Source organism: Streptomyces sp. Y1 (assembly GCF_041053115.1).
Classification (GTDB): Bacteria; Actinomycetota; Actinomycetes; order Streptomycetales; family Streptomycetaceae; genus Kitasatospora; species Kitasatospora rubellomurina.
Genome location: NZ_CP163445.1, coordinates 3321662 through 3341812 on the forward strand (window position 1 = coordinate 3321662; position 20151 = coordinate 3341812).

The window sequence follows — 20151 nt, forward strand, 5'->3', positions numbered from 1 at the left end:
CGGATCAGCTCCCTTCGGGATGGTCCGCGCCGTTGAGCGCGTCCTGCAGTTGCTTCGGAGCCCGGCTCGGCCTGCGCGGCACCGGCGGCAGCACCTGGCCCGGCATCGGCGGCACCGGGTAGCCCCCGGCCATCGGATCGAACTCCCCATCGGTCTCCGGCACTTCGGGCTCCGGCTGCTTGCGCAGGAAGTCCCGCAACAGCGCCAGCAGCAGCACCACCCCGACCGGGGCACCCACGTACAGCACCACCTCGCCGAAGCCGTACCCCTCGTTGCGCAGCGCCCGCACGCTCGCGATCAGCACCAGCCACACCAGCGAGACCGGGATCAGCACCTTCCAGCCCAACTTCATGAACTGGTCGTAGCGGAACCGGGGCAGCGTCGCCCGCAGCCAGATGAAGAAGATCAGCAGCAGATGGATCTTCAGCGTGAGCCAGAGCATCGGCCACCAGCCGTGGTTCGCGCCCTCCCAGAACGTGGAGACCGGCCACGGCGCCCGCCAGCCGCCCAGGAACAGCGTCGACGCCACCGCCGACACCGTCACCATGTTCACGTACTCGGCCAGCATGAACATCGCGAACTTCAGCGACGAGTACTCGGTGTTGAAACCGCCCACCAACTCGCCCTCGGCCTCCGGCAGGTCGAACGGCGCCCGGTTCGTCTCCCCCACCATCGCGATGATGTACACGATGAACGACACCGGCAGCAGCGCCGCGAACCACGTCGACTGCTGGTGCGCCACGATCTCCGACGTCGACATCGACCCCGAGTGGATGAACACCGCCGCGAACGACAGGCCCATCGCGATCTCGTAGCTGATCATCTGCGCCGTCGAACGCAACCCGCCCAGCAGCGGGTACGTCGAACCCGACGACCAGCCCGCCAGCACGATCCCGTAGATGCCCACCGAGGCCGTCGCCAGGACGTACAGCAGCGCCACCGGGAAGTCCGTCAGCTGCAGCGGCGTCCGCGTCCCGAAGATCGACACCTCGCCGCCCGCCGGGCCGAACGGGATCACCGCGAACGCCATGAACGCCGGAATCGCGGCCACGATCGGAGCCAGGACGTAGACCACCTTGTCCGAGCCCTTGACCACCAGGTCTTCCTTCAACGCCAGCTTCACACCGTCCGCCAGCGACTGCAGCAGGCCCCACGGCCCGTTCCGGTTCGGCCCGATGCGCAACTGCATCCAGGCCAGCACCTTGCGCTCCTCGATGATCGTGACCAGCACCGTCACCAGCAGGAACGCGAAGCAGAACACCGCCTTCAGCAGCACCATCCACCACGGGTCGTGGCCGAAGAAGTGGAGCATCTCGTACGGCTGCGGAGTCATCGGACCTCCCCCTCGACGTCGGCGCCCGCCTCGCCCTCCACCGCGGACGGCTCGGCCACCGGCTCGGCGGCCGGCTCGGCGACCGCCGCGGCGATCGTCACCAGATGGCCGACCGACGTCCCGAGCGCGCGGTACGCGCCACCCGGCGTCGAATTCAGCGGAACCCACACCGTCCGCTCCGGCAGCACCTCCGCCACCTCCCACGGCAACGTCAGCGAACCCGCCGGCCCCGTCAACCGCAGCAGACCACCCGGCACCGCCCCGACCTCCGCCGCCGTCACCGCCGACAACCGCGCCACCGCCCGGTGCCGCGTCCCCGCCAGATGCGGATCACCCTCCTGCAGCGACCCCCCGTCCAGCAGCAGCCGCCAACCCGCCAGCACCGCCTGCCCGGCCGCCGGCCGCGGCAACACACCCGGATGCGCCGCCGGATCCGCCGCCCGATCCCCCACCCACGGGGCGAAACGGTCCAGCTCCAGCCGCGCCGCCCGCACGTCCGACAGACCCAGCCGGTGCCCCAGCGCATCCGCCAGCATGTCCAACACCCGCAGATCCGACTGCAAATGGCGCCCCATCAACTGGTCCGGCTTCAACGCGGCCTCGAACATCCGCACCCGGCCCTCCCAGTCCAGGAACGTCCCGGCCTTCTCCGCCACCGCCGCCACCGGCAGCACCACGTCCGCCCGCTCCGTCACCCCCGACGGACGCAACTCCAGCGACACCACGAACGGCACCGCCGCCAACGCCTCCGCCGCCAGCGCCGGATCCGGCAGATCACCCGGATCCACCCCGCCCACCAGCAGCGCGTCCAGATCACCCCGCGCCGCCGCCGTCAGCATCTGACCCACGTCCCGGCCCGGCCGCGACGGCAACTCCGCCACCCCCCAGGCCGCCGCCGCCTCGGCCCGCGCCGCCTCCACCGCCACCGGACGGCCACCCGGCAGCAACGACGGCAACGCGCCCGCCTCCACCGCCCCGCGCTCACCCGCCCGACGCGGCACCCACGCCAACGCCGCACCCGTCGCGTGCGCCAACCGCAACAGCGCCGTCAACGCACCCGGCACCGCCGCCAACCGCTCACCCGCCAGGATCACCGCACCCGGCGCACGCAACAACTCCGCCGCCCGGCCCGCGTCATCGTTCAACGGCTCGTCCGCCGCCAACGCCGCGAACCACTCCGGCTCCGTCCCCGGCGCCGCCGGCAACAGCGCACCCCGCAGCTTCGCCAACCCCCGCGACGCCAACGCCGCCACCGAGTACACCTTCAACCCGCCACCGCGAGCCGCCTTGCGCAGCCGCAGGAAGACGATCGGCGACTCCTCCTCCGGCTCCAGACCCGCCAACAGCACCGCCGGCGCCTGCTCCAGCCGCTCGTACGACACCCCCGAGCCGTCCACGTCCACCCCGCGCCCGGCCACCGCCGCCGCCAGGAAGTCCGCCTCCTCGCCACTGTGCGCACGCGCCCGGAAGTCCACGTCATTGGTCCCCAGCACCACCCGCGCGAACTTCCCGTACGCGTACGCGTCCTCCACCGTCACCCGGCCGCCCGCCAACACACCGGCACGCGCCCCGCGCAACCCCTCCGCGGCCCGCGCCAACGCCTCCGGCCACGACACCGGCACCAACTCGCCGCGCCCGTCCCGCACCAGCGGCGCCGTCAACCGGTCCCGCTGCTGCGCGTACCGGAACGCGAACCGGCCCTTGTCGCAGTTCCACTCCTCGTTCACCGCCGGATCCTCACCCGCCAGCCGGCGCAACACCTTGCCCCGCCGGTGGTCCGTGCGCTGCGCGCAGCCCGCGGAACAGTGCTCGCACACGCTCGGCGAGGACACCAGGTCGAACGGACGGGAACGGAACCGGTACGCCGCCGAAGTCAGCGCGCCCACCGGGCAGATCTGGATCGTGTTCCCCGAGAAGTACGACTCGAAGTCGTCCCCCTCCCCCGTCCCCACCTGCTGCAACGCCCCGCGCTCCACCAGGTCGATGAACGGGTCCCCCGCGATCTGCTGCGAGAAACGGGTGCAGCGCGCGCACAGCACACAACGCTCCCGGTCCAGCAGCACCTGGCTGCTGATCGGCAGCGGCTTCGCGTACGTGCGCTTCATCCCCTCGAAGCGGGAGTCCGCGGCGCCGCTGGACATCGCCTGGTTCTGCAGCGGGCACTCGCCGCCCTTGTCGCAGACCGGGCAGTCCAGGGGGTGGTTGATCAGCAGCAGCTCCATCACGCCGCGCTGCGCCTTCTCCGCCACCGGCGAACTCAGCTGGGTGCGCACCACCATGCCCTCGGCGACCGGGATCGTGCACGAGGCGACCGGCTTGCGCTGGCCCTCGATCTCGACGATGCACTGCCGGCAGGCGCCGGCCGGGTCGAGCAGCGGGTGGTCGCAGAAGCGCGGGATCTGGGTGCCGATCGCCTCGGCGGCCCGGATCACCAACGTCCCCTTCGGGACCTGCACTTCGACGCCGTCGATGGTGAGCGTGACCAGTTCGACCGCGTTCGCGGCGGCCGTCGGCTGCGTGATCGTCACGCGTGCACCTCCCTCTCGGTGGCGGACGGGTGGCCGGGGCGGGGGCCGTCGGCCCAGACGGTGGAGGCGGCCGGATCGAACGGGCAGCGGCGCTCGGCCAGGTGCTGCTCGTACTCGGCCCGGAAGTGCTGGAGCGAGGAGACGATCGGGCTCGCCGCGCCGTCGCCCAGCGCGCAGAACGACTTGCCGTTGATGTTGTCGGCGATGTCGAGGAGCTTCTCCAGGTCCCCCTCGACGCCCTCGCCCGCCTCGATCCGCTCCAGCAGCTGGACCAGCCAGTAGGTGCCCTCCCGGCAGGGCGTGCACTTGCCGCAGGACTCGTGGGCGTAGAACTCCGTCCAGCGGGTCACCGCGCGCACCACGCAGGTGGTCTCGTCGAACACCTGCAGCGCCTTGGTGCCGAGCATCGAGCCGGCCGCGCCGACACCCTCGTAGTCCAGCGGGACGTCCAGGTGCTCCTCGGTGAACATCGGCGTCGAGGAGCCGCCCGGGGTCCAGAACTTCAGCCGGTGCCCGGCCCGGACGCCGCCGCTGAGGTCCAGCAGCTGGCGCAGGGTGATGCCCAGCGGGGCCTCGTACTGGCCCGGGTTGGTGACGTGGCCGGAGAGCGAGTACAACGTGAAGCCCGGCGACTTCTCGGTGCCCAGGCCCTTGAACCACTCCTTGCCGCGGGCCAGGATCGGCGGCACCGAGGCGATCGACTCGACGTTGTTCACCACCGTCGGGCAGGCGTACAGGCCGGCGATCGCCGGGAACGGGGGCCGCAGCCTCGGCTGGCCGCGGCGGCCCTCCAGCGAGTCCAGCAGCGCCGTCTCCTCGCCGCAGATGTACGCGCCGGCGCCGGCGTGCACGGTGATGTCGAGGTCGATGCCCGAACCGAGGATGTCCCGGCCGAGCAGCCCCGCCGCGTACGCCTCGGCGACGGCCGCGTGCAGGCGGCGCAGCACCGGGACGACCTCGCCGCGCAGGTAGACGAAGGCGTGGTCGCAGCGGATCGCGTAGGAGGCGATGATCATGCCCTCGATCAGCGCGTGCGGGTTGGCGAACAGCAGCGGGATGTCCTTGCAGGTGCCCGGCTCGGACTCGTCCGCGTTCACCACCAGGTAGTGCGGCTTGCCGTCGTTCTGCGGGATGAACTGCCACTTCATCCCGGTGGGGAAGCCGGCGCCGCCGCGGCCGCGCAGGCCGGCGTCCTTGACCAGGGCGATCACGTCGTCCGGGGGCATGGCCAGGGCCGCCTTCAGGCCCTGGTAGCCCTGGTGGCGGCGGTAGGTGGCGAGCGTCCAGGGGCGGGCGTCGTCCCAGGAGGCGGACAGGACGGGGGTGAGCAGCTTCTCGGCCGGCTCGGCGGAGGTCATCACGCTTCGGTCCCTTCCTGGCCGGGCTCCTCGTGGCGGGGCTCTTCGACGCGGAGCTCCTCGTGGCGGGGCTCCTCGTGGCGGGGCTCCTCGTGGCGGGGCTCCTCGTGGCGCGGGGAGACGACCCTGGTGCCGGGGGTACCGGGCAGGGCCTCGCCGCGGGCCAGCCGCAGACCGGCCAGCGAGGGGGCGCCGCCGGCGCCGGACTCGTCGTTGGCGCCCGGGCGCTCGTCCGGGAAGCCGGCCAGGATGCGGGCCGTCTCCTTGAAGCCGCACAGCCGCGCGCCCCGGGTCGGCCGCACCTCGCGGCCGGCCCGCAGGTCGTCCACCAGCTTCCGGGCGCTCTGCGGGGTCTGGTCGTCGAAGAACTCCCAGTTGACCATCACCACGGGGGCGTAGTCGCAGGCCGCGTTGCACTCGATGTGCTCGATCGAGACCGTGCCGTCCTCGGTGGTCTCGTTGTTGCGGATGCCCAGGTGCTCCTGGAGCTCCTCGAAGATCCGGTCGCCGCCGAGCACCGCGCACAGCGTGTTGGTGCACACCCCGACGTGGTACTTCCCGGCCGGGCGCCGCCGGTACATGGTGTAGAAGGTCGCGACGGCGGTCACCTCGGCCGTCGTGAGGTCCAACTGCTCGGCGCAGAACCGGATCCCGGTCGCGCTGACGAAGCCCTCCTCGGCCTGCACCAGGTGCAGCAGCGGCAGCAGCGCCGAACGGGCCTGCGGGTAGCGGCCGATCAGCTCGGCGGCATCGGCGGCCAGCCGGGCGCGCACCTCCTCGGGGTACGGCGGGGCCGGCAGCGCCGGCAGGCCGAGTTCCACGTTGGTCACCGGTCCACGCCTCCCATCACCGGGTCGATCCCGGCCACCGCGACGATCACGTCGGCCACCTGGCCGCCCTCGCACATCGCCGCCATCGACTGCAGATTGGTGAACGACGGATCCCGGAAGTGGACCCGGTACGGGCGCGTCCCGCCGTCGCTGACCACGTGCACGCCCAGCTCGCCCTTGGGCGACTCGACCGCCGCGTACGCCTGGCCCACCGGGACCCGGAAGCCCTCGGTGACCAGCTTGAAGTGGTGGATCAGGGCCTCCATCGAGGTGCCCATGATCGTGCGGATGTGGTCGAGCGAGTTGCCCATGCCGTCCGGGCCGACCGCGAGCTGGGCCGGCCAGGCGATCTTCTTGTCGGCCACCATCACCGGGCCGGGGCGCAGCCGGTCCAGGCACTGCTCGACGATCCGCAGCGACTCCCGCATCTCCTTCAGCCGGATCAGGAAGCGGCCGTAGGAGTCGGCGGTGTCCGTGGTCATGACCTCGAAGTCGTAGTCCTCGTACCCGCAGTAGGGGTCGGTCTTGCGCAGGTCGTGCGGCAGGCCGGTGGCGCGCAGGATCGGGCCGGTCGCGCCGAGCGCCAGGCAGCCGGCGAGGTCGAGGTGGCCGACGTCGCACAGGCGGGCCTTGAACACCGGGTTCCCGGCGGCCAGTTTGTCGTACTCGTGCAGCCGGGAGCGCAGCAGCTTCACCGCCTCGCGGACCTGGTCGACGGCGCCGGGCGGCAGGTCCTGGGCGAGGCCGCCCGGGCGGATGTACGCGTGGTTCATCCGCAGGCCGGTGATCAGCTCGAAGACGTCCAGGATCAGCTCGCGGTCCCGGAACCCGAAGATCGCCAGGGTGGTGGAGCCGATCTCCATGCCGCCGGTGGCCAGGAACACCAGGTGGGAGGTGATCCGGTTGAGCTCCATCATCATCACGCGGATGACGCTCGCCCGCTCCGGGACGTCGTCGGTGATGCCGAGCAGCTTCTCGACCGCCAGGCAGTAGGCGGTCTCGTTGAACATCGGGATCACGTAGTCCATGCGGGTCACGAAGGTGGTGCCCTGGACCCAGTTGCGGAACTCCATGCTCTTCTCGATGCCGGTGTGCAGGTAGCCGATGCCGCAGCGGGCCTCCTTCACCGTCTCGCCGTCGATCTCCAGGATCAGCCGCAGCACGCCGTGGGTGGACGGGTGCTGCGGGCCCATGTTGACGACGATGCGCTCGTCGTCGGCCCGGCCGACCGCCTCGACCACCTCGCCCCAGTCGCCGCCGGTGACGGTGAAGACCCGGCCCTCGGTGGTCTCGCGGGACTGCGCCCGGTGCGCCTCCCGGGCTTCCTCGCCGGCCCGGTCATCGGCCCGGTCGCCGGCTCCTGCGCCGGCCCTCTCGTGGTGCTGAGTACTCATCAGCTGTACGACCTCCGCTGATCGGGAGCCGGGATCCGGGCGCCCTTGTACTCGACGGGGATGCCGCCGAGCGGGTAGTCCTTGCGCTGCGGGTGGCCCAGCCAGTCGTCCGGCATCATGATCCGGGTGAGCGCCGGGTGGCCGTCGAAGACCAGGCCGAAGAAGTCGTAGACCTCGCGCTCGTGCCAGTCGTTGGTCGGGTAGACGCTCACCACCGACGGGACGTGCGGGTCGGCGTCCGGCGCGGTGACCTCCAGCCGGATCAGCCGGCCGTGGGTGATCGAGCGCAGGTGGTAGACCGCGTGCAGCTCGCGGCCCCGGTCGCCCGGGTAGTGCACGCCGCTGACGCCCAGGCACAGTTCGAAGCGCAGGGCCGGGTCGTCGCGCAGGATGCGGACGGTCCGCAGGAGGTGGGCGCGGTCGATGTGGAAGGTCAGCTCGCCGCGGTCGACGACGGTCCGCTCGATCACCTCGGCCGGGTCCAGGCCCTGCTCCTCCAGGGCGCCCTCCAGCTCGTCGGCGAGCTCGTCGAACCAGCCGCCGTACGGGCGTTCGCTCGGGCCGGGCAGCACGATCGGGGCGGCCAGGCCGCCGAAGCCGGAGGTGTCGCCGCTGCCCGTGGTGCCGAACATGCCCTGGCGGCGGCCGACCACCTCGACCGGGATCTCGCGGACCGGGCGCTCGCGGCGGGTCTCGGGTACCTGCTCGTTCATCGCAGCTGCCCCCGCATCTCGCTGATCGGGGTGGCCTGCAGTGCGAGGGCCTCGCCGAGCTCCTCGGCGCGGCGGCGGTTCACGCCCAGCGGCTCGTGCTGGATCTTGTCGTGCAGCTTCAGGATGGCGTCCATCAGCATCTCCGGGCGGGGCGGGCAGCCGGGCAGGTAGATGTCCACCGGGACGATGTGGTCGACGCCCTGCACGATCGCGTAGTTGTTGAACATCCCGCCGGAGGAGGCGCAGACGCCCATCGAGATGACCCACTTGGGGTTGGGCATCTGGTCGTACACCTGGCGCAGCACCGGGGCCATCTTCTGACTCACCCGGCCCGCCACGATCATCAGATCGGCCTGTCGGGGGGAGGCCCGGAAGACCTCCATCCCGAACCGGGCCAGGTCGTAGCGCCCGGCGCCGGTGGTCATCATCTCGATCGCGCAGCAGGCCAGACCGAAGGTGGCCGGGAAGACGGACGCCTTACGCACCCAGCCGGCGACCGACTCCACGGTCGTGAGCAGAAAGCCGCTCGGCAGCTTCTCCTCGATTCCCATCAGATCCCTCTCAGTGCCCTCAAGTCCTCTGGTTCACCGGCCCCGGTACCTCGGGCGCGGGTTCTCGGGCCCGGTTCACCGGCCCTGGTACGTCGGCCCGTTCGGGCTTGTCCGCTCGTTCACAAGGGCTGCGGCCGGCCCCGCGCTCAGTCCCACTCCAGGCCGCCGCGGCGCCACACGTAGGCGTAGGCGACGAAGACGGTGGCGATGAACAGGAGCATCTCGACCAACCCGAAGATCCCCAGGGCGTCGAAGGTCACCGCCCAGGGGTAGAGGAAGACGATCTCGATGTCGAAGACGATGAAGAGCATCGCCGTCAGGTAGTACTTGATCGGGAACCGACCGCCGCCCACGGGCTGCGGGGTCGGCTCGATGCCGCACTCGTACGCCTCCAACTTGGCCCGGTTGTAGCGCTTGGGGCCGGTGAGCGAGGCCATCACGACGGAGCCGACCGCGAACGCCGCCGCGATGGCACCGAGTACGAGGATCGGCGCGTAGGCATTCATAGCCCCCGCTCCCTCCGTCCAGTCGTCCTTGACTGCAGATCGGAACCGGCGGGTCACGCTGAGGTGAACCCGCCCTCCAGTTCCCGGGATCCGCCCCATGTGAGGCAGTTCACAAGGCCTGGAGTGAGCGCATCCTATGCCTGTTGGCTTGTGATCTGCGACACGCAGTTCATCGCCTTCTTTGTGATCTATGACACTCCGGCGATGGGATTGGAGGTGGACATGCCCAGAAGCGTCAACACAGGGGAGCTAAATGATCACATGCGGTCGCAATTACTGTGGAAGCGGCCGATCGATGGCGCGCTTCTATATCAACTATGCTCCGCTGTAGGCAAATTTCTGGGCGCCATGTTGACGTGATATGGAGGCTCACTCTGAGGGGTGGTGGGGGTGGGAACGTGCGCTTGACCCTTCGTTCACAAGCGCGCGAGCGCGCGCAGGGGTTTCCTTTCCCCCTCCCCCTCCCCCACCCGCCCGCCGCCCGCCGCCCGCCGCCCGCCGCCCGCCGCCCGCCGCCCGCGCGAGCCTTCGCCCAGGCTGGGCCGGCCGGTCCCAGCACAGGGGGCATCGCGCGCCCGCCCACCACCCACCCACCACCCGCGCACCCGTCTACCCGCGCGCTCACGCCTGCGCTCCCGCGCAGTGCCCGTGCACTTCCCGTGCACCTACTCCTCCGCGCCTCCGCGATCTTGCGCTCGCGCGGACCCGCACGCCCTCGTGCCCGCCCACCCATGGCCCTTCGGCGAGGGGCTACCTTGGCCCCGGCCCGACCTCCTTCTGGGCAGACCACCCTTTCTCGCGCGGTCCTCAATCCCCGGCCCGATCCCCGGGCCCGCCATCACCCTTGGCCCTGCCTCCCTTTCCCTTCCGCGCGTCGCCCTCCTGCGGGCCCTGTCTCCGATCCGCCCTCGCCACTTCGGGCCAGGGGCCGGTCACCGGTTACCGGCCGCCTGCTCCCACACCCAGGCCGCGATGCCCACCCGGTTACGGGCACCGAGCTTGCGCTGGACGTTGGCGAGGTGGTTCTTCACCGTCCCCGGTGAGATGAACAGCCCGGCGCCGATCTCTGCGTTGGTCGCGCCATCGGCCACCAGCTCAGCAATCTCCCTTTCCCTCGCAGTCAGTTCCTCCGCCGGGCCGGCTATCAACGGCCCGGCCACACCCGGCCCGGCATCGGGCACGGGCCGTACATCCGGTTCGGTGACCGCCATGTGCCGCAGCAGCCGCACCGTGACCTGGGGGCTGATCAACGCGTCCCCGGCCATCGCCGCCCGGACCGCCTCGATCAGCAGCACCGGGCCCGAGCGCTTCAGCAGGAATCCCGCCGCACCGTGCCGCAGGGCCGTGTGCACGTACTCGTCCAGGTCGAAGGTCGTCACCACGACGACCTTGCACTGGCCCTCCAACTGCCGCGTCACCTCAAGGCCGTCGAGCTTCGGCATCCGGATGTCCGCAATGACCACATCCGGCTTCAGCCGCCGCGCCTCCTGCACCGCGAGCGCACCGTCCGGCGCCTCCGCCACCACCGTCATGTCCGGCTGGGCGTCCAGAACCATGCGGAACGCGCTGCGGACATCCGCCTGGTCGTCGGCGATCAGGATGCGGATCGGCCCCGCCTTGCTGCTCATACGTGAATCACCCCTCTCACGGCCTGGCCCTGCTTCTGCACCGACCGCTCCTGCCCACGGTGGGCTCCCTCCACGGGCAGCGATGCTGCCACCCGCCAGGAGTCCTGTCCGTGCGGACCCGCATCGAGTGATCCTCCGAGGGCTTCCACCCGGGCGGTCAGCCCCGGCAGTCCGCTCCCACCGCCTCGACGCGGCCGGGCCGAAGTCTGGCCCCGACCGTCGTTGATCACGGTCAGCTCCAGCCATCCGCCCGTACAGCGGGCCTGGATCTCGACCGTGCGCGCTGCCGCCGCGTGCCGCCTGACGTTGGTCAGAGCCTCGACGACGATCCGGTGGACCGTGCCCTCCACCTCACGCGGGACGGTCTGGTCCGGTAGCTCCAGCCGAACGTCCGCACCTCCCGATGCGGTGAACTGCTCGGCCACCTCGATGAGTTCGGCCAATCCGGGCTGCGGGTCCCGGCCACCGCCGTCCTCGGAGCGCAGCAGCTGCACCGTCCGGTCCAGCGAGGCCAGGGCCCGCTGGCCGGCCTGCTCTATCCGCTCGAACATCTCCACCGCCCGCGCCGGATCGATCGCGGCCAGGTAGGCCCCGGCCTGCGCCTGCGCGACCATGCCGCTCACGTCGTGTGCCACGAAGTCGTGCAGGTCATGGGCGAGTTCCAGACGCTGGGTCCGCTTCGCCTCGGCCACCGCGCGGTTGCGGGCCTCATCCACGCCCCGCAGGTAAAGGCCGACCAGGACGGCGGGGAGGGAGAGCATCGACCCGAATCCGAAGAGGGTGAGGGTGTCGCCGGGCCCGGCGATCGCCTCGAAGCGGGACAGCCACAGCGTGACCGCTCCACAGGCCGTCCAGGCCGCCGCCGCGCAGCGCGGGCCGTCCTCGGAGCGCAGGCTCAAGATCACCGCCAGGAGCAGGGCGGCCAGTTCGACCAGGCCGAGCAGGCCAGGCCAGCGATCCTCCTCGGTCCAGCGGCCGAGGATCCAGACACCGGCGGTGACGGCCACCGACACCGCCCCGAGTGCGGTGGTCACGGCCGCCGCTCCGTACCGCCGCCGTGCCGCCCAGGCCGGCAGCAGCAGGACCAGGACGACTCCCGACAGGAGTTGAGTCACCGTCACCGCCTCCTTTCCGCGTGTTCGTCTCTTCGACTGCCGTCACATTACGACGCCGCCCAGGTGGCGCGCTTGTGCCGATCGGCATATTTCATCGGCCTGTTGAGCTGGAGGAACAGCCCGATCGGCACTGCCGCGAACCCCTGGAGTGCGGTCAGTCTTGGGTCATCGCAGCCGGCCAAGGGCGCCGGTTCGAGGAGGGGTTCACCGCCATGTCGAAGATCATGCTCAAGTCCCGTGTCGGCGACCGGCCCGCCGCGGCCGTCACCACCGGCGTGCCGCCCGCGCCCCGCTGGGCCGAACTGGCCGCCAGGGCCACCCTGTGGACGACCGTGCCCTCGGGGGTGTGGCGGATCGCGTTCGGCTTCGGTGTTCCGGTCGGCTTCACGGGAGCCACGGGCGCGGCGTTCGCCGAGCACCAGCCGGGCTGGGGCACCGTCTACGTGATCGTGCTGAGCGCCGTGGCCGAGTCGCTGGCCTTCCTGACCGTCGGCCTGGTCCGGCCGTGGGGGCAGGTGGCGCCCCGGTGGATACCGCTGATCGGCGGCCGGAGGGTCCGCCCGCTCGCCGCGATCGTCCCGGCCGCACTGGGCTCGGTGGTGCTCACCTGGACGGGCATGTCCGCACTGTTCGGGGGATGGGCGCGGGACATGGCAGACCCGGACTCGCCTCAGGGCTTTGCCGCTGCGGTGATGACCCTCGCCTACCTGCCGCTGGTCGCGTGGGGGCCGCTGCTCGGGGCGGTCACCGTCGACTTCGCGCGCCGTACCCTGCGGCGCCGGTGACGACGGCCGCGGTGATGACGGCCACGGTGACGAGGACCGCAGTGACGAGGACCGCGGGTCAGGCCGGGACGGACTCCGGCACCGGCTCGGACGCCTCATGGCGCTCGAGGGTCGGGGCAGTGCGGCGGCCCCACTCCGTCGCCACCAGGACCAGGGCTCCCCCGAGCAGTGCGAGCGGGCCCATCCGGTTCCCGGCGATGGTGATGCCGAAGACGGCGGCCCACAGCGGTTCGGTGCCGAGCAGCAGGCTCACCCGGGACGGTGAGCTCTCCCGGACGGCCCACGTCTGAACGAAGAAGGCGAAGAGCGTGCAGAACAAGGACAGGTGCAGCAGCCAGGCCCACTGGCCGGCCCCGTACGAGCGGGCGACGGCCCAGGGCGAGGGGCCCACGGACAGCGCAACGACGGCGAACACGGAGGTGGCGACGGTGAGTTGGATCCAGGTGATGGCGAGCGTGTCGGTGTCGCGGACGGCGCGCGTGCGCGCGGTGCCGAGGACGTACGCCGAACGGACCAGGGCGGCGCCCAGGACGAGGAGGTCGCCGAGCGTGGGAGGGCGCAGCCCGCCGTCCCCGGTGAGCAGGGCGACGCCGGCGACGGCGAGCCCGGCTGCCGCGAGGAAGGCTCGCGGTGGCGCGGTTCGGGCGAGTGCGCTCTCGCCGAGCGGGGTGAGCACCATCGCGAGGCTGATGATGAGCCCCGCGTTGGTGGCGGAGGTGTGCACGGCGCCGTAGGTCTCGAGCAGGAAGATCCCGCTGAGCACCAGCCCGAGGGCGGCACCGCCGAGCCACTCGGCGCGGCTCAGCCTTCGCAGCGACCGCCAGGCGACCGCTCCGAGCAGGGGGAGCACCAGCCCGAACCGCAGGACGAGCATGGCCACGGCCGTCCTCGGCTCGGCCACTCGTTGGACGGCGAGGAAGCTCGACCCCCACACGACTGCCACGAGCAGGACCGGTAGGTCGCGGAGCATCGATGAGGACGAGGACACGGACAGGGAGGCACGCATGAGGAAGAACCCTCCGAGCGGACGGAACCGGCGGGCGCGAGTACCGTACGGCGTCGGACGGACCCAGGTGCTGGGCGGCAGGCCCAGTGGTGAACAGGGCGGGGCGTGGGGCAGGGGTGCGCCATCCTCGCGTATCGGCCCGCCGGCGGGCAATGCCCGGCTCGGCTCGCTGAGGGTCAGGCAGCGAGCAGACCGTTCGCAGCGGCGATCGCCTCGATCTCGGCCGGCGTGCCGGACATGACGGTGCGGACGTGCTCGGTGACGAGTTCGACGGGCCAGTCCCACCACGCCGAGCGAAGCAGGCGCTCGGTGTCGGGGTCGTCGAAGCGGCGGCGGATCGGGCGGGCGGGGTTGCCGCCGACGACGGTGTAGGGCTCGACGTCTGCGGTGACCATCGCTCCGGCCGCGATGATCGCTCCGTCGCCGATCCGGACGCCGGGAAGGACGGTGGCGCCGAAGCCGAACCAGACGTCGTTGCCGATCACGGTGTCCCCTCGGCTGGGGAGGCCGGTGACGATGTCGAGGGTCCGCTCGGTCCAGGCGCCGCCGAACATGGTGAAGGGAAAGGTGGAGACGCCGATGGCCGGGTGGGCGGCACCGGCCATCAGGAACCGGGTCCCGGTGGCGATGGCGCAGTACTTGCCGATCACCAGCCGCTCGGGCCCGTAGGCGTAGAGGACGTTGCGCTCCTCGAAGCGGGTGGCTCCGTCCGGGTCGTCGAAGTAGGTGTACTCGCCGACCTCGATCCGGGGGTCGGTCACGAGCGGGCGCAGCAGGACCACTCGGTCGTGGCCGGTGAGCGGGTGAAGGGCGGTGGGATCGGGGATGGAGGTGGCGGACAAGCGGACTCCTCTCGTAATGCGACTGGCGTCGCATTACGATGATCATGGCAGGTTGCCGCCTTCACGGCAAGCACTAATGCGACTGGAGTCGACTTTGCATGCAGCCCCACACCCCGAGCGCGACCACTCGGCCGGCCCGCGGGCCGGCCTGCCGCTCGACGAACCGGCGAGCCACCCGGGAGCCGAGCGATCCGGGCGCCCCCGCGCCGCGGCCCCCGATCGACCCCGCACGCCGACGCCACGGCCCGGCGGGCGCAGCTCCCGCGTGCGGGCGGACGTGGTCGCCGCCACGCTCGCCGAGGTCACCGAGAAGGGCTACGACGGCCTCACCGTCGAAGCGGTCGCCACCCGTTCCGGGGTCCACAAGGCGACGCTCTACCGACGCTGGGGCGGAGTGGACGGCTTGGTCGCGGAGGCCTTGACCGCGTCAGCCGACCAGGCCTGGCCGCTACCCGACACCGGAGACCTCCAGGAGGATCTCCGCCGCATTACGCAGGAGGTGCATGCCGTCTTCACCGACCCGGACCAGGCCCCCACTCCGATCGCGCTGATCGCCGCCGCCCAGCGCTCGGACACCGGCGCCGCCGCCCTGCGCGCGTTCTTCGCGGCCCGCCACCACCAGGCCGCAAAGGTGGCCGAACGGGCCGTCGCCCGGGGGGAGTTGCCCGCAGAGACGGATGGCGCGGAAGTGGTGCGGGCCGCCACCGCGCCGCTCTACTACCGCCTGTTCGTCACCGGCGAACCGCTGGACGCCCGCACAGCCGAGCGGGCTGCCGACGCCGCCGCCCTGGCCGCCCGAGCCGGCCTGTTCAACCCGAGCCCGAAGCCCGAGCCCAGCCCCGGACCCGGCCCCGAGCCCAGCCCCGGACCCGGCCCCGAGTCCGGGCCCGGACCCGACCCGGGCGCCGAACCCGCCTCGACGCCCGAAGCCCCCACCACCCAACGGAAATCGATGACCCCGAACGACAACTGACCGACCATCGGCACCGGTCGGCCGACGGAAGCGCCACCGCCCCGCCCTCTATCGGACGCCCACCCCGCCGTGGATGATTCCTCCATGACAATCCAGCCGTCCACCACCCCACGGAAGGCCCGTCACGTGAAGCGCAAGCACTGGGCTCTGGTCGCCGCCGCCACCGTCCTGCCGCTCGTCGCGAGCACCGGCACCGCCGTCGCGGACGCCGCACCCCGGCCCGCGACCGCTGCTGCCGCCTGCACCTACACGCCCGCCGTGCCGGCCGACAACTTCAAGGGCATCCCCGTCTTCGACCCCGAGGAGGCAGCGGAGCCGTACCGCGCGACGCTGCGGACCAGCCAGGGCCGGATCACCTTCGAGGCGCTGACCGACAAGGCGCCCTGCACCACCTTCTCCTTCCGCTTCCTTGCCGAGAACGACTACTTCGACCGCAGCCACTGCCACCGCCTCACCACCCAGCGGATCTACGTCCTGCAGTGCGGGGACCCGACCGGGACGGGCAGCGGCGGCCCCGGCTACTCGTTCCCAGATGAGAACCTGACCGGCGCCACCTACCCGGCCGGAACGGTCGCCATGGCCAACGCCGGCCCGAACACCAACGGCAGTCAGTTCTTCTTCGTCTGGAAGGACACCAAGCTCTCTCCCGCCTACACCCCGTTCGGCCGGGTCACGGAGGGCCTGGACGTCCTGCAGAAGATCGCCGCCGGCGGCGAGGACGACCAGAACAACCCCGGCGACGGCTTCCCCAACCTCCCGGTGAACATCCGCCACGTGAAGATCAGCACCAACTGATCGGACAGGAAGGACCGCCCCTCGCCCACTGGACCCGATCGAGCGTCGCCGCTCCCGTACGGTGGCAGCAGGCACCGACCACACCGCACGGGAGCAGCGCCGCATGGACAGCCGGATCTGGGAGAGCGTCGACCACCTGGTCGCATGGCTCGACGAGGAGAGCACGCAGTCGCCCCAGGAGGAGCGTCTGCTGCGGCTCCTCAAGCTCTCCGAGGAGGTCGGCGAGGTCGGCGCAGCCGTGATCGGGGCCACCGGTCAGAACCCGCGCAAGGGTGTCACCCACACCTGGGAGGACGTCCAGCACGAGCTGTGCGACGTCGTCTTCACCGCACTCGTCGCGCTCAGGACGCTCACCCCGGACGCGTCCCGGGTCTTCGCCGAACGCCTCGCCTACGTGGAGCAGCGCTCAGCCGCCTCCCGCGGCGACGACGCCCCCAGCGACGAAGACGGCGAAGATGGCGACGGCGAAGCACTCAACGGCGACACCCACACCAACAGCACCAGCAACACGCCCCGGAGCACCACCGCCCCCACGCCCTGACACACACCAGGCGCCCCGAGGCCCCGACGCCCCGACGCCCCGCGGCCCCGCGGCCCCGAGGCCCCGAGGCCCCGAGGCCCCGAGGCCCCGAGGCCCCGAGGCCCCGAGGCCAAGCATCCGGCGCGATGCCTCAGGAGTTCGGCGCGACCTTCGTGAGGCCGTTGATGACGCGGTCCATCACGTCGCCGCCCTGCGGGTCGCGGAGGTTGGCGAGCAGCTTGAGCGTGAAGCGCATCAGCAGCGGGTGGGTGAGGCCGCGCTGGGCGGCGAGCTGCATCACCTTCGGGTTGCCGATGAGCTTCACGAAGGCGCGGCCGAGCGTGTAGTAGCCGCCGTAGGTGTCCTTGAGGACGCGCGGGTACGCGTGGAGGGCACGCTCGCGTCCGGTGGCGGTCACCCGGGCGAGTGCCTGCACGATGACCCCGGCGACGAGCTGTCCGGATTCCATCGCGTAGGCGATGCCTTCGCCGTTGAACGGGTTGACCATGCCGCCGGCGTCGCCGACGAGCAGCAGCCCGCGGGTGTAGTGCGGCTGCCGGTTGAAGGCCATCGGTAGGGCGGCGCCGCGGATCGGCTCGGTCATGTTCTCGGGGGTGTAGCCCCATTCCTCGGGCATGCCGGCGCACCAGGCCTTCAGCACCTCGCGCCAGTCGAGCTCGCCGAAGGCGGGCGAGGAGTTGAGGATGCCGAGGCCGACGTTGGAGGTGCCGTCGCCCATGCCGAAGACCCACCCGTACCCGGGCAGCAGCTTGCGCTGGCCGTCGCGGGTGTCCCAGAGTTCCAGCCAGGACTCGAGGTAGTCGTCGTCGTGCCGCGGCGAGGTGAAGTACGTCCGGTAGGCGACGCCCATGGGGCGGTCCTCGCGGCGGTGCAGGCCCATGGCGAGCGAGAGCCGGGTGGAGTTGCCGTCCGCGGCGACGACGAGCGGGGCGCGGAAGGTGACCGGCCGCTTCTCGTCGCCGAGCTTGGCGGTGACGCCGACGATCCGCCCGGTGCGGTCGTCGAGGACGGGCCCGCTGACGTTGCACCGCTCGTAGAGCCGGGCGCCGGCCTTCTCGGCCTGGCGGGCGAGCAGTTCGTCGAAGTCGGCGCGCTTGCGGACCAGCCCGTAGTCGGGGAAGGAGGACAGCTCGGGCCAGTCGAGTTCCAGCCGGACGCCGCCGCCGATGATGCGCAGGCCGCGGTTGTGCAGCCAGCCGTTCTCGGTGGAGACGTCGATGCCCATGTCGACCAGCTGCTTGGTGGCGCGCGGGGTCAGGCCGTCGCCGCAGACCTTCTCGCGCGGGAAGGCGGTCTTCTCCAGCAGCAGCACGTCCAGCCCGGCCTGGGCCAGGTAGTAGGCGGTGGTGGAACCGGCCGGGCCCGCGCCCACCACGATGACGTCGGCGGTGCTCTCGACCGTGCTCTCCGGCTTCGTCAGATCGGCTGCGGTCTCGGACACGTGGACACACTCCTGGAGCTGCGACGGGGTCGGGGGGAGGGGGACGGCGGCTTCGTCCCCGGCAGTCTAGTTCCGCTCACGCCGCCGGGAACGCCCCCGCCCCACCCGTGCGGACGCCTTTCAGCACAGCACAGCACAGCCGCTACGCGAGCTTGTACCCCCGGTGCAGCGCGACGATGCCACCGGTCAGGTTCCGCCAGGCGACCTTGGACCAGCCGCTCTCCTGCATCCGGCCGGCCAGCGCGGGCTGGTCGGGCCAGGCCCGGATGGACTCGGCGAGGTAGACGTACGCGTCGGGGCTGCTGCTGACGGCGGTGGCCACCGGCGGCAGGGCACGCATCAGGTACTCGGTGTAGACCGTGCGGAAGGGCGTCCAGGTCGGGGTGGAGAACTCGCAGATCACCAGCTTGCCGCCGGGCTTGGTGACCCGGTGCATCTCGCGCAGCGCCGCGTCGGTGTCGTGGACGTTGCGCAGGGCGAAGGAGATCGTCACCGAGTCGAAGGTGTCGTCCGCGAAGGGCAGCCGGGTGGCGTCGCCGGCGGTGAGCGCCAGCTCGGGGTGACGGCGCTTGCCCTCGACGAGCATGCCGACCGAGAAGTCGCACGGGACGACCTGCGCCCCGGCCTCGGCGAAGGGCAGCGAGGAGGTGCCGGTGCCGGCCCCGAGGTCGAGCACGAGGTCCCCCGGTCCGGCGGCGACCGCCTCGGCCACGGCCCGGCGCCAGAAGCGGGCCTGGCCGAGGGAGAGCACGTCGTTGGTGCGGTCGTACTTGGCCGCGACGTCGTCGAACATGGCGGCGACTTCGTGCGGCTTCTTGTCCAGGGAGGCTCGGGTCACGCCCCCCATTGTTCACCCTGGCGTCCGCTCACCGACCACGCACCCCGGCCACGCCGCCGCCGACGCGCCGCGACCGTGCCGCCGCCGCGCCACCACCGCGCCGCGCGCCGTGCCGCAGGCCCCGCCCGTTCAGCGCGGGCCGCGGCGCCCGCCCGCGCGCCGCCGCCGGCGGGAACGCTTGCCCTGCGTTATCGCCGGCATCCCCTCGGCCAGCGCCCCGGTCGCCAGCGCGAGGTTGGCGGCCAGCCGCCCCTGCCGGGTGCGGACGGCGAGGGCCCGCCGGTGGCGCCGGATGCGCAGCACGCAGATCACGAAGAGCACGACGGCGACCGGCACGCTGTACCGGGCCAGCCCGACGCCGACCGGCTGCGGATAGGTGTCGCCGCAGATCCGCACCGCGCCCGGGTCGTCGGCGGCGTGCTCCAGGCAGATGGTGTCGCCGAGCTTGGTGCCGTCCGCGAGCGGCAGCGCGGCGGCGGTGTGCGGCTGTCCGGCAGCCCGGTAGCTGACGGCGCTGTAGCTGCCGCCCCCCGTGGGGAGCTGGGTGACGACGCCTTCGACTCGCACCGGGTGGGCCTCGATCCGGTCGGCCTGGTCGGCCTGGCGCCAGCCGAGCAGGCACATGCCGAGGGCCATCACGGCGCTGAGTACGGCGGCGAGGTACCAACCACGGCCCATCCGCGGGGAGCGCGGCGGGGGAACGATCGCGGTTCGCATGGTTCCTGTCCTGGCTTGCCTTCGGGGCCTGGGACGTGGCCCCGCCGCCCGCGGGCACGGACGGTGGTGTGGTGAGGGTACGGAGTGAGCGCTGTCGGGGATCGTATCCGCTGGCGGGCCTTCAGGTCACGGCGAAGGGGGAATCACCCCCTTACGAGGGCACCGGAGTTCGGGTGCACACGAAGGAAGTCCCGTACGCCACACGGGAATCCGACTACTGACGAGTACGTCACACCGTCACCGGAAGGCCCGTGCGG

General features: G+C 71.8%; 17 protein-coding genes and 2 pseudogenes. 4 read left to right on the plus strand and 15 right to left on the minus strand.

From position 1 onward, the window contains the following. Window positions 1–4 precede the first annotated feature (4 nt). From nuoH to AB2U05_RS13960, 10 genes are all read right to left on the minus strand, one after another. Complete coding sequence (gene nuoH, locus AB2U05_RS13915; protein ID WP_369183368.1) at window positions 5–1333, minus strand: NADH-quinone oxidoreductase subunit NuoH; 1329 nt, start codon at window positions 1331–1333, stop codon at window positions 5–7. Then, window positions 1330–3861 carry an NADH-quinone oxidoreductase subunit G gene (locus tag AB2U05_RS13920; RefSeq protein WP_369183369.1) on the minus strand — a complete coding sequence of 844 codons (2532 nt, stop codon included), beginning with the start codon at window positions 3859–3861 and terminating at the stop codon, window positions 1330–1332. The genes nuoH and AB2U05_RS13920 overlap by 4 nt, the downstream gene beginning before the upstream one ends. Beyond that, window positions 3858–5219 (minus strand): NADH-quinone oxidoreductase subunit NuoF, encoded by a 1362-nt coding sequence (gene nuoF, locus AB2U05_RS13925; RefSeq protein ID WP_045703627.1) that lies wholly within the window; start codon window positions 5217–5219, stop codon window positions 3858–3860. The genes AB2U05_RS13920 and nuoF overlap by 4 nt, the downstream gene beginning before the upstream one ends. After that, on the minus strand, window positions 5219–6028 hold the full coding sequence (nuoE, locus tag AB2U05_RS13930) for an NADH-quinone oxidoreductase subunit NuoE (RefSeq protein WP_369185950.1): 810 nt from the start codon (window positions 6026–6028) through the stop codon (window positions 5219–5221). The genes nuoF and nuoE overlap by 1 nt, the downstream gene beginning before the upstream one ends. 17 nt (window positions 6029–6045) lie before the next feature. Then, window positions 6046–7443, minus strand: a complete 1398-nt coding sequence (locus tag AB2U05_RS13935) for an NADH-quinone oxidoreductase subunit D (protein ID WP_369183370.1) — start codon at window positions 7441–7443, stop codon at window positions 6046–6048. Continuing rightward, the gene (locus AB2U05_RS13940; RefSeq protein ID WP_045703629.1) at window positions 7443–8156 is read right to left on the minus strand and encodes an NADH-quinone oxidoreductase subunit C; all 714 of its coding nucleotides are present in this window, start codon (window positions 8154–8156) and stop codon (window positions 7443–7445) included. The genes AB2U05_RS13935 and AB2U05_RS13940 overlap by 1 nt, the downstream gene beginning before the upstream one ends. Further along, window positions 8153–8707, minus strand: a complete 555-nt coding sequence (locus tag AB2U05_RS13945; RefSeq protein ID WP_045703631.1) for an NADH-quinone oxidoreductase subunit B family protein — start codon at window positions 8705–8707, stop codon at window positions 8153–8155. The genes AB2U05_RS13940 and AB2U05_RS13945 overlap by 4 nt, the downstream gene beginning before the upstream one ends. A gap of 146 nt (window positions 8708–8853) precedes the next feature. Beyond that, the gene (locus AB2U05_RS13950; protein WP_030060100.1) at window positions 8854–9213 is read right to left on the minus strand and encodes an NADH-quinone oxidoreductase subunit A; all 360 of its coding nucleotides are present in this window, start codon (window positions 9211–9213) and stop codon (window positions 8854–8856) included. Window positions 9214–10145: 932 nt separating this feature from the next. After that, window positions 10146–10841 (minus strand): response regulator transcription factor, encoded by a 696-nt coding sequence (locus AB2U05_RS13955; RefSeq protein ID WP_045692400.1) that lies wholly within the window; start codon window positions 10839–10841, stop codon window positions 10146–10148. Then, window positions 10838–11956, minus strand: coding sequence for a sensor histidine kinase (locus AB2U05_RS13960; RefSeq protein WP_369183371.1), 1119 nt, complete (start codon window positions 11954–11956; stop codon window positions 10838–10840). Before AB2U05_RS13960 ends, AB2U05_RS13955 begins: the two co-directional genes overlap by 4 nt. Before the next feature lie 212 nt (window positions 11957–12168). Here AB2U05_RS13960 and AB2U05_RS13965 point away from each other — a divergent pair, with 212 nt between their 5' ends. Then, complete coding sequence (locus AB2U05_RS13965) at window positions 12169–12741, plus strand: hypothetical protein (RefSeq protein WP_369183372.1); 573 nt, start codon at window positions 12169–12171, stop codon at window positions 12739–12741. 58 nt (window positions 12742–12799) lie between these two features. On the opposite strand, the gene AB2U05_RS13970 is transcribed toward AB2U05_RS13965, so the two are convergent. Further along, window positions 12800–13747 carry a DMT family transporter gene (locus tag AB2U05_RS13970; RefSeq protein WP_369183373.1) on the minus strand — a complete coding sequence of 316 codons (948 nt, stop codon included), beginning with the start codon at window positions 13745–13747 and terminating at the stop codon, window positions 12800–12802. Between the two features lie 176 nt (window positions 13748–13923). After that, window positions 13924–14589, minus strand: coding sequence for a CatB-related O-acetyltransferase (locus AB2U05_RS13975; protein ID WP_208615390.1), 666 nt, complete (start codon window positions 14587–14589; stop codon window positions 13924–13926). 265 nt (window positions 14590–14854) lie between these two features. Here AB2U05_RS13975 and AB2U05_RS13980 point away from each other — a divergent pair, with 265 nt between their 5' ends. The 3 genes and pseudogenes from AB2U05_RS13980 to AB2U05_RS13990 form a co-directional block, all read left to right on the plus strand. Continuing rightward, a complete protein-coding gene (locus AB2U05_RS13980; protein ID WP_369183374.1) occupies window positions 14855–15562 on the plus strand; it encodes a TetR/AcrR family transcriptional regulator in 708 nt (235 codons plus the stop codon). Between the two features lie 84 nt (window positions 15563–15646). Next, the gene (locus tag AB2U05_RS13985) at window positions 15647–16357 is read left to right on the plus strand and encodes a peptidylprolyl isomerase (protein WP_045711476.1); all 711 of its coding nucleotides are present in this window, start codon (window positions 15647–15649) and stop codon (window positions 16355–16357) included. 103 nt (window positions 16358–16460) lie between these two features. Beyond that, window positions 16461–16766, plus strand: a pseudogene (locus AB2U05_RS13990) (MazG-like family protein); the annotation flags it as partial. Between the two features lie 262 nt (window positions 16767–17028). Here AB2U05_RS13990 and AB2U05_RS13995 read toward each other — a convergent pair. From AB2U05_RS13995 to AB2U05_RS14005, 3 genes and pseudogenes are all read right to left on the minus strand, one after another. Beyond that, window positions 17029–18363 (minus strand): annotated as a pseudogene (locus AB2U05_RS13995) (geranylgeranyl reductase family protein); the annotation flags it as partial. A gap of 118 nt (window positions 18364–18481) precedes the next feature. Further along, entirely contained in the window at window positions 18482–19177 is a 696-nt protein-coding gene (locus AB2U05_RS14000) for a demethylmenaquinone methyltransferase (protein WP_045692397.1), read from the minus strand. A 129-nt stretch (window positions 19178–19306) separates the two neighbouring features. Further along, complete coding sequence (locus AB2U05_RS14005) at window positions 19307–19894, minus strand: hypothetical protein (RefSeq protein WP_045711477.1); 588 nt, start codon at window positions 19892–19894, stop codon at window positions 19307–19309. Window positions 19895–20151: the final 257 nt, after the last annotated feature.

What these genes read in the sequence shown, in the direction of transcription:
- AB2U05_RS13965 (WP_369183372.1), top strand. Translation starts at nt 12,169, where the DNA reads ATGTCGAAGATCATGCTCAAGTCCCGTGTCGGCGACCGGCCCGCCGCG.
- nuoF (WP_045703627.1), bottom strand. Translation starts at nt 5,219, where the DNA reads ATGACCTCCGCCGAGCCGGCCGAGAAGCTGCTCACCCCCGTCCTGTCC.
- AB2U05_RS13985 (WP_045711476.1), top strand. Translation starts at nt 15,647, where the DNA reads ATGACAATCCAGCCGTCCACCACCCCACGGAAGGCCCGTCACGTGAAG.
- AB2U05_RS13940 (WP_045703629.1), bottom strand. Translation starts at nt 8,156, where the DNA reads ATGAACGAGCAGGTACCCGAGACCCGCCGCGAGCGCCCGGTCCGCGAG.
- nuoH (WP_369183368.1), bottom strand. Translation starts at nt 1,333, where the DNA reads ATGACTCCGCAGCCGTACGAGATGCTCCACTTCTTCGGCCACGACCCG.
- AB2U05_RS13970 (WP_369183373.1), bottom strand. Translation starts at nt 13,747, where the DNA reads ATGCGTGCCTCCCTGTCCGTGTCCTCGTCCTCATCGATGCTCCGCGAC.
- AB2U05_RS13935 (WP_369183370.1), bottom strand. Translation starts at nt 7,443, where the DNA reads ATGAGTACTCAGCACCACGAGAGGGCCGGCGCAGGAGCCGGCGACCGG.
- AB2U05_RS13945 (WP_045703631.1), bottom strand. Translation starts at nt 8,707, where the DNA reads ATGGGAATCGAGGAGAAGCTGCCGAGCGGCTTTCTGCTCACGACCGTG.
- AB2U05_RS13950 (WP_030060100.1), bottom strand. Translation starts at nt 9,213, where the DNA reads ATGAATGCCTACGCGCCGATCCTCGTACTCGGTGCCATCGCGGCGGCG.
- AB2U05_RS14005 (WP_045711477.1), bottom strand. Translation starts at nt 19,894, where the DNA reads ATGCGAACCGCGATCGTTCCCCCGCCGCGCTCCCCGCGGATGGGCCGT.
- AB2U05_RS13955 (WP_045692400.1), bottom strand. Translation starts at nt 10,841, where the DNA reads ATGAGCAGCAAGGCGGGGCCGATCCGCATCCTGATCGCCGACGACCAG.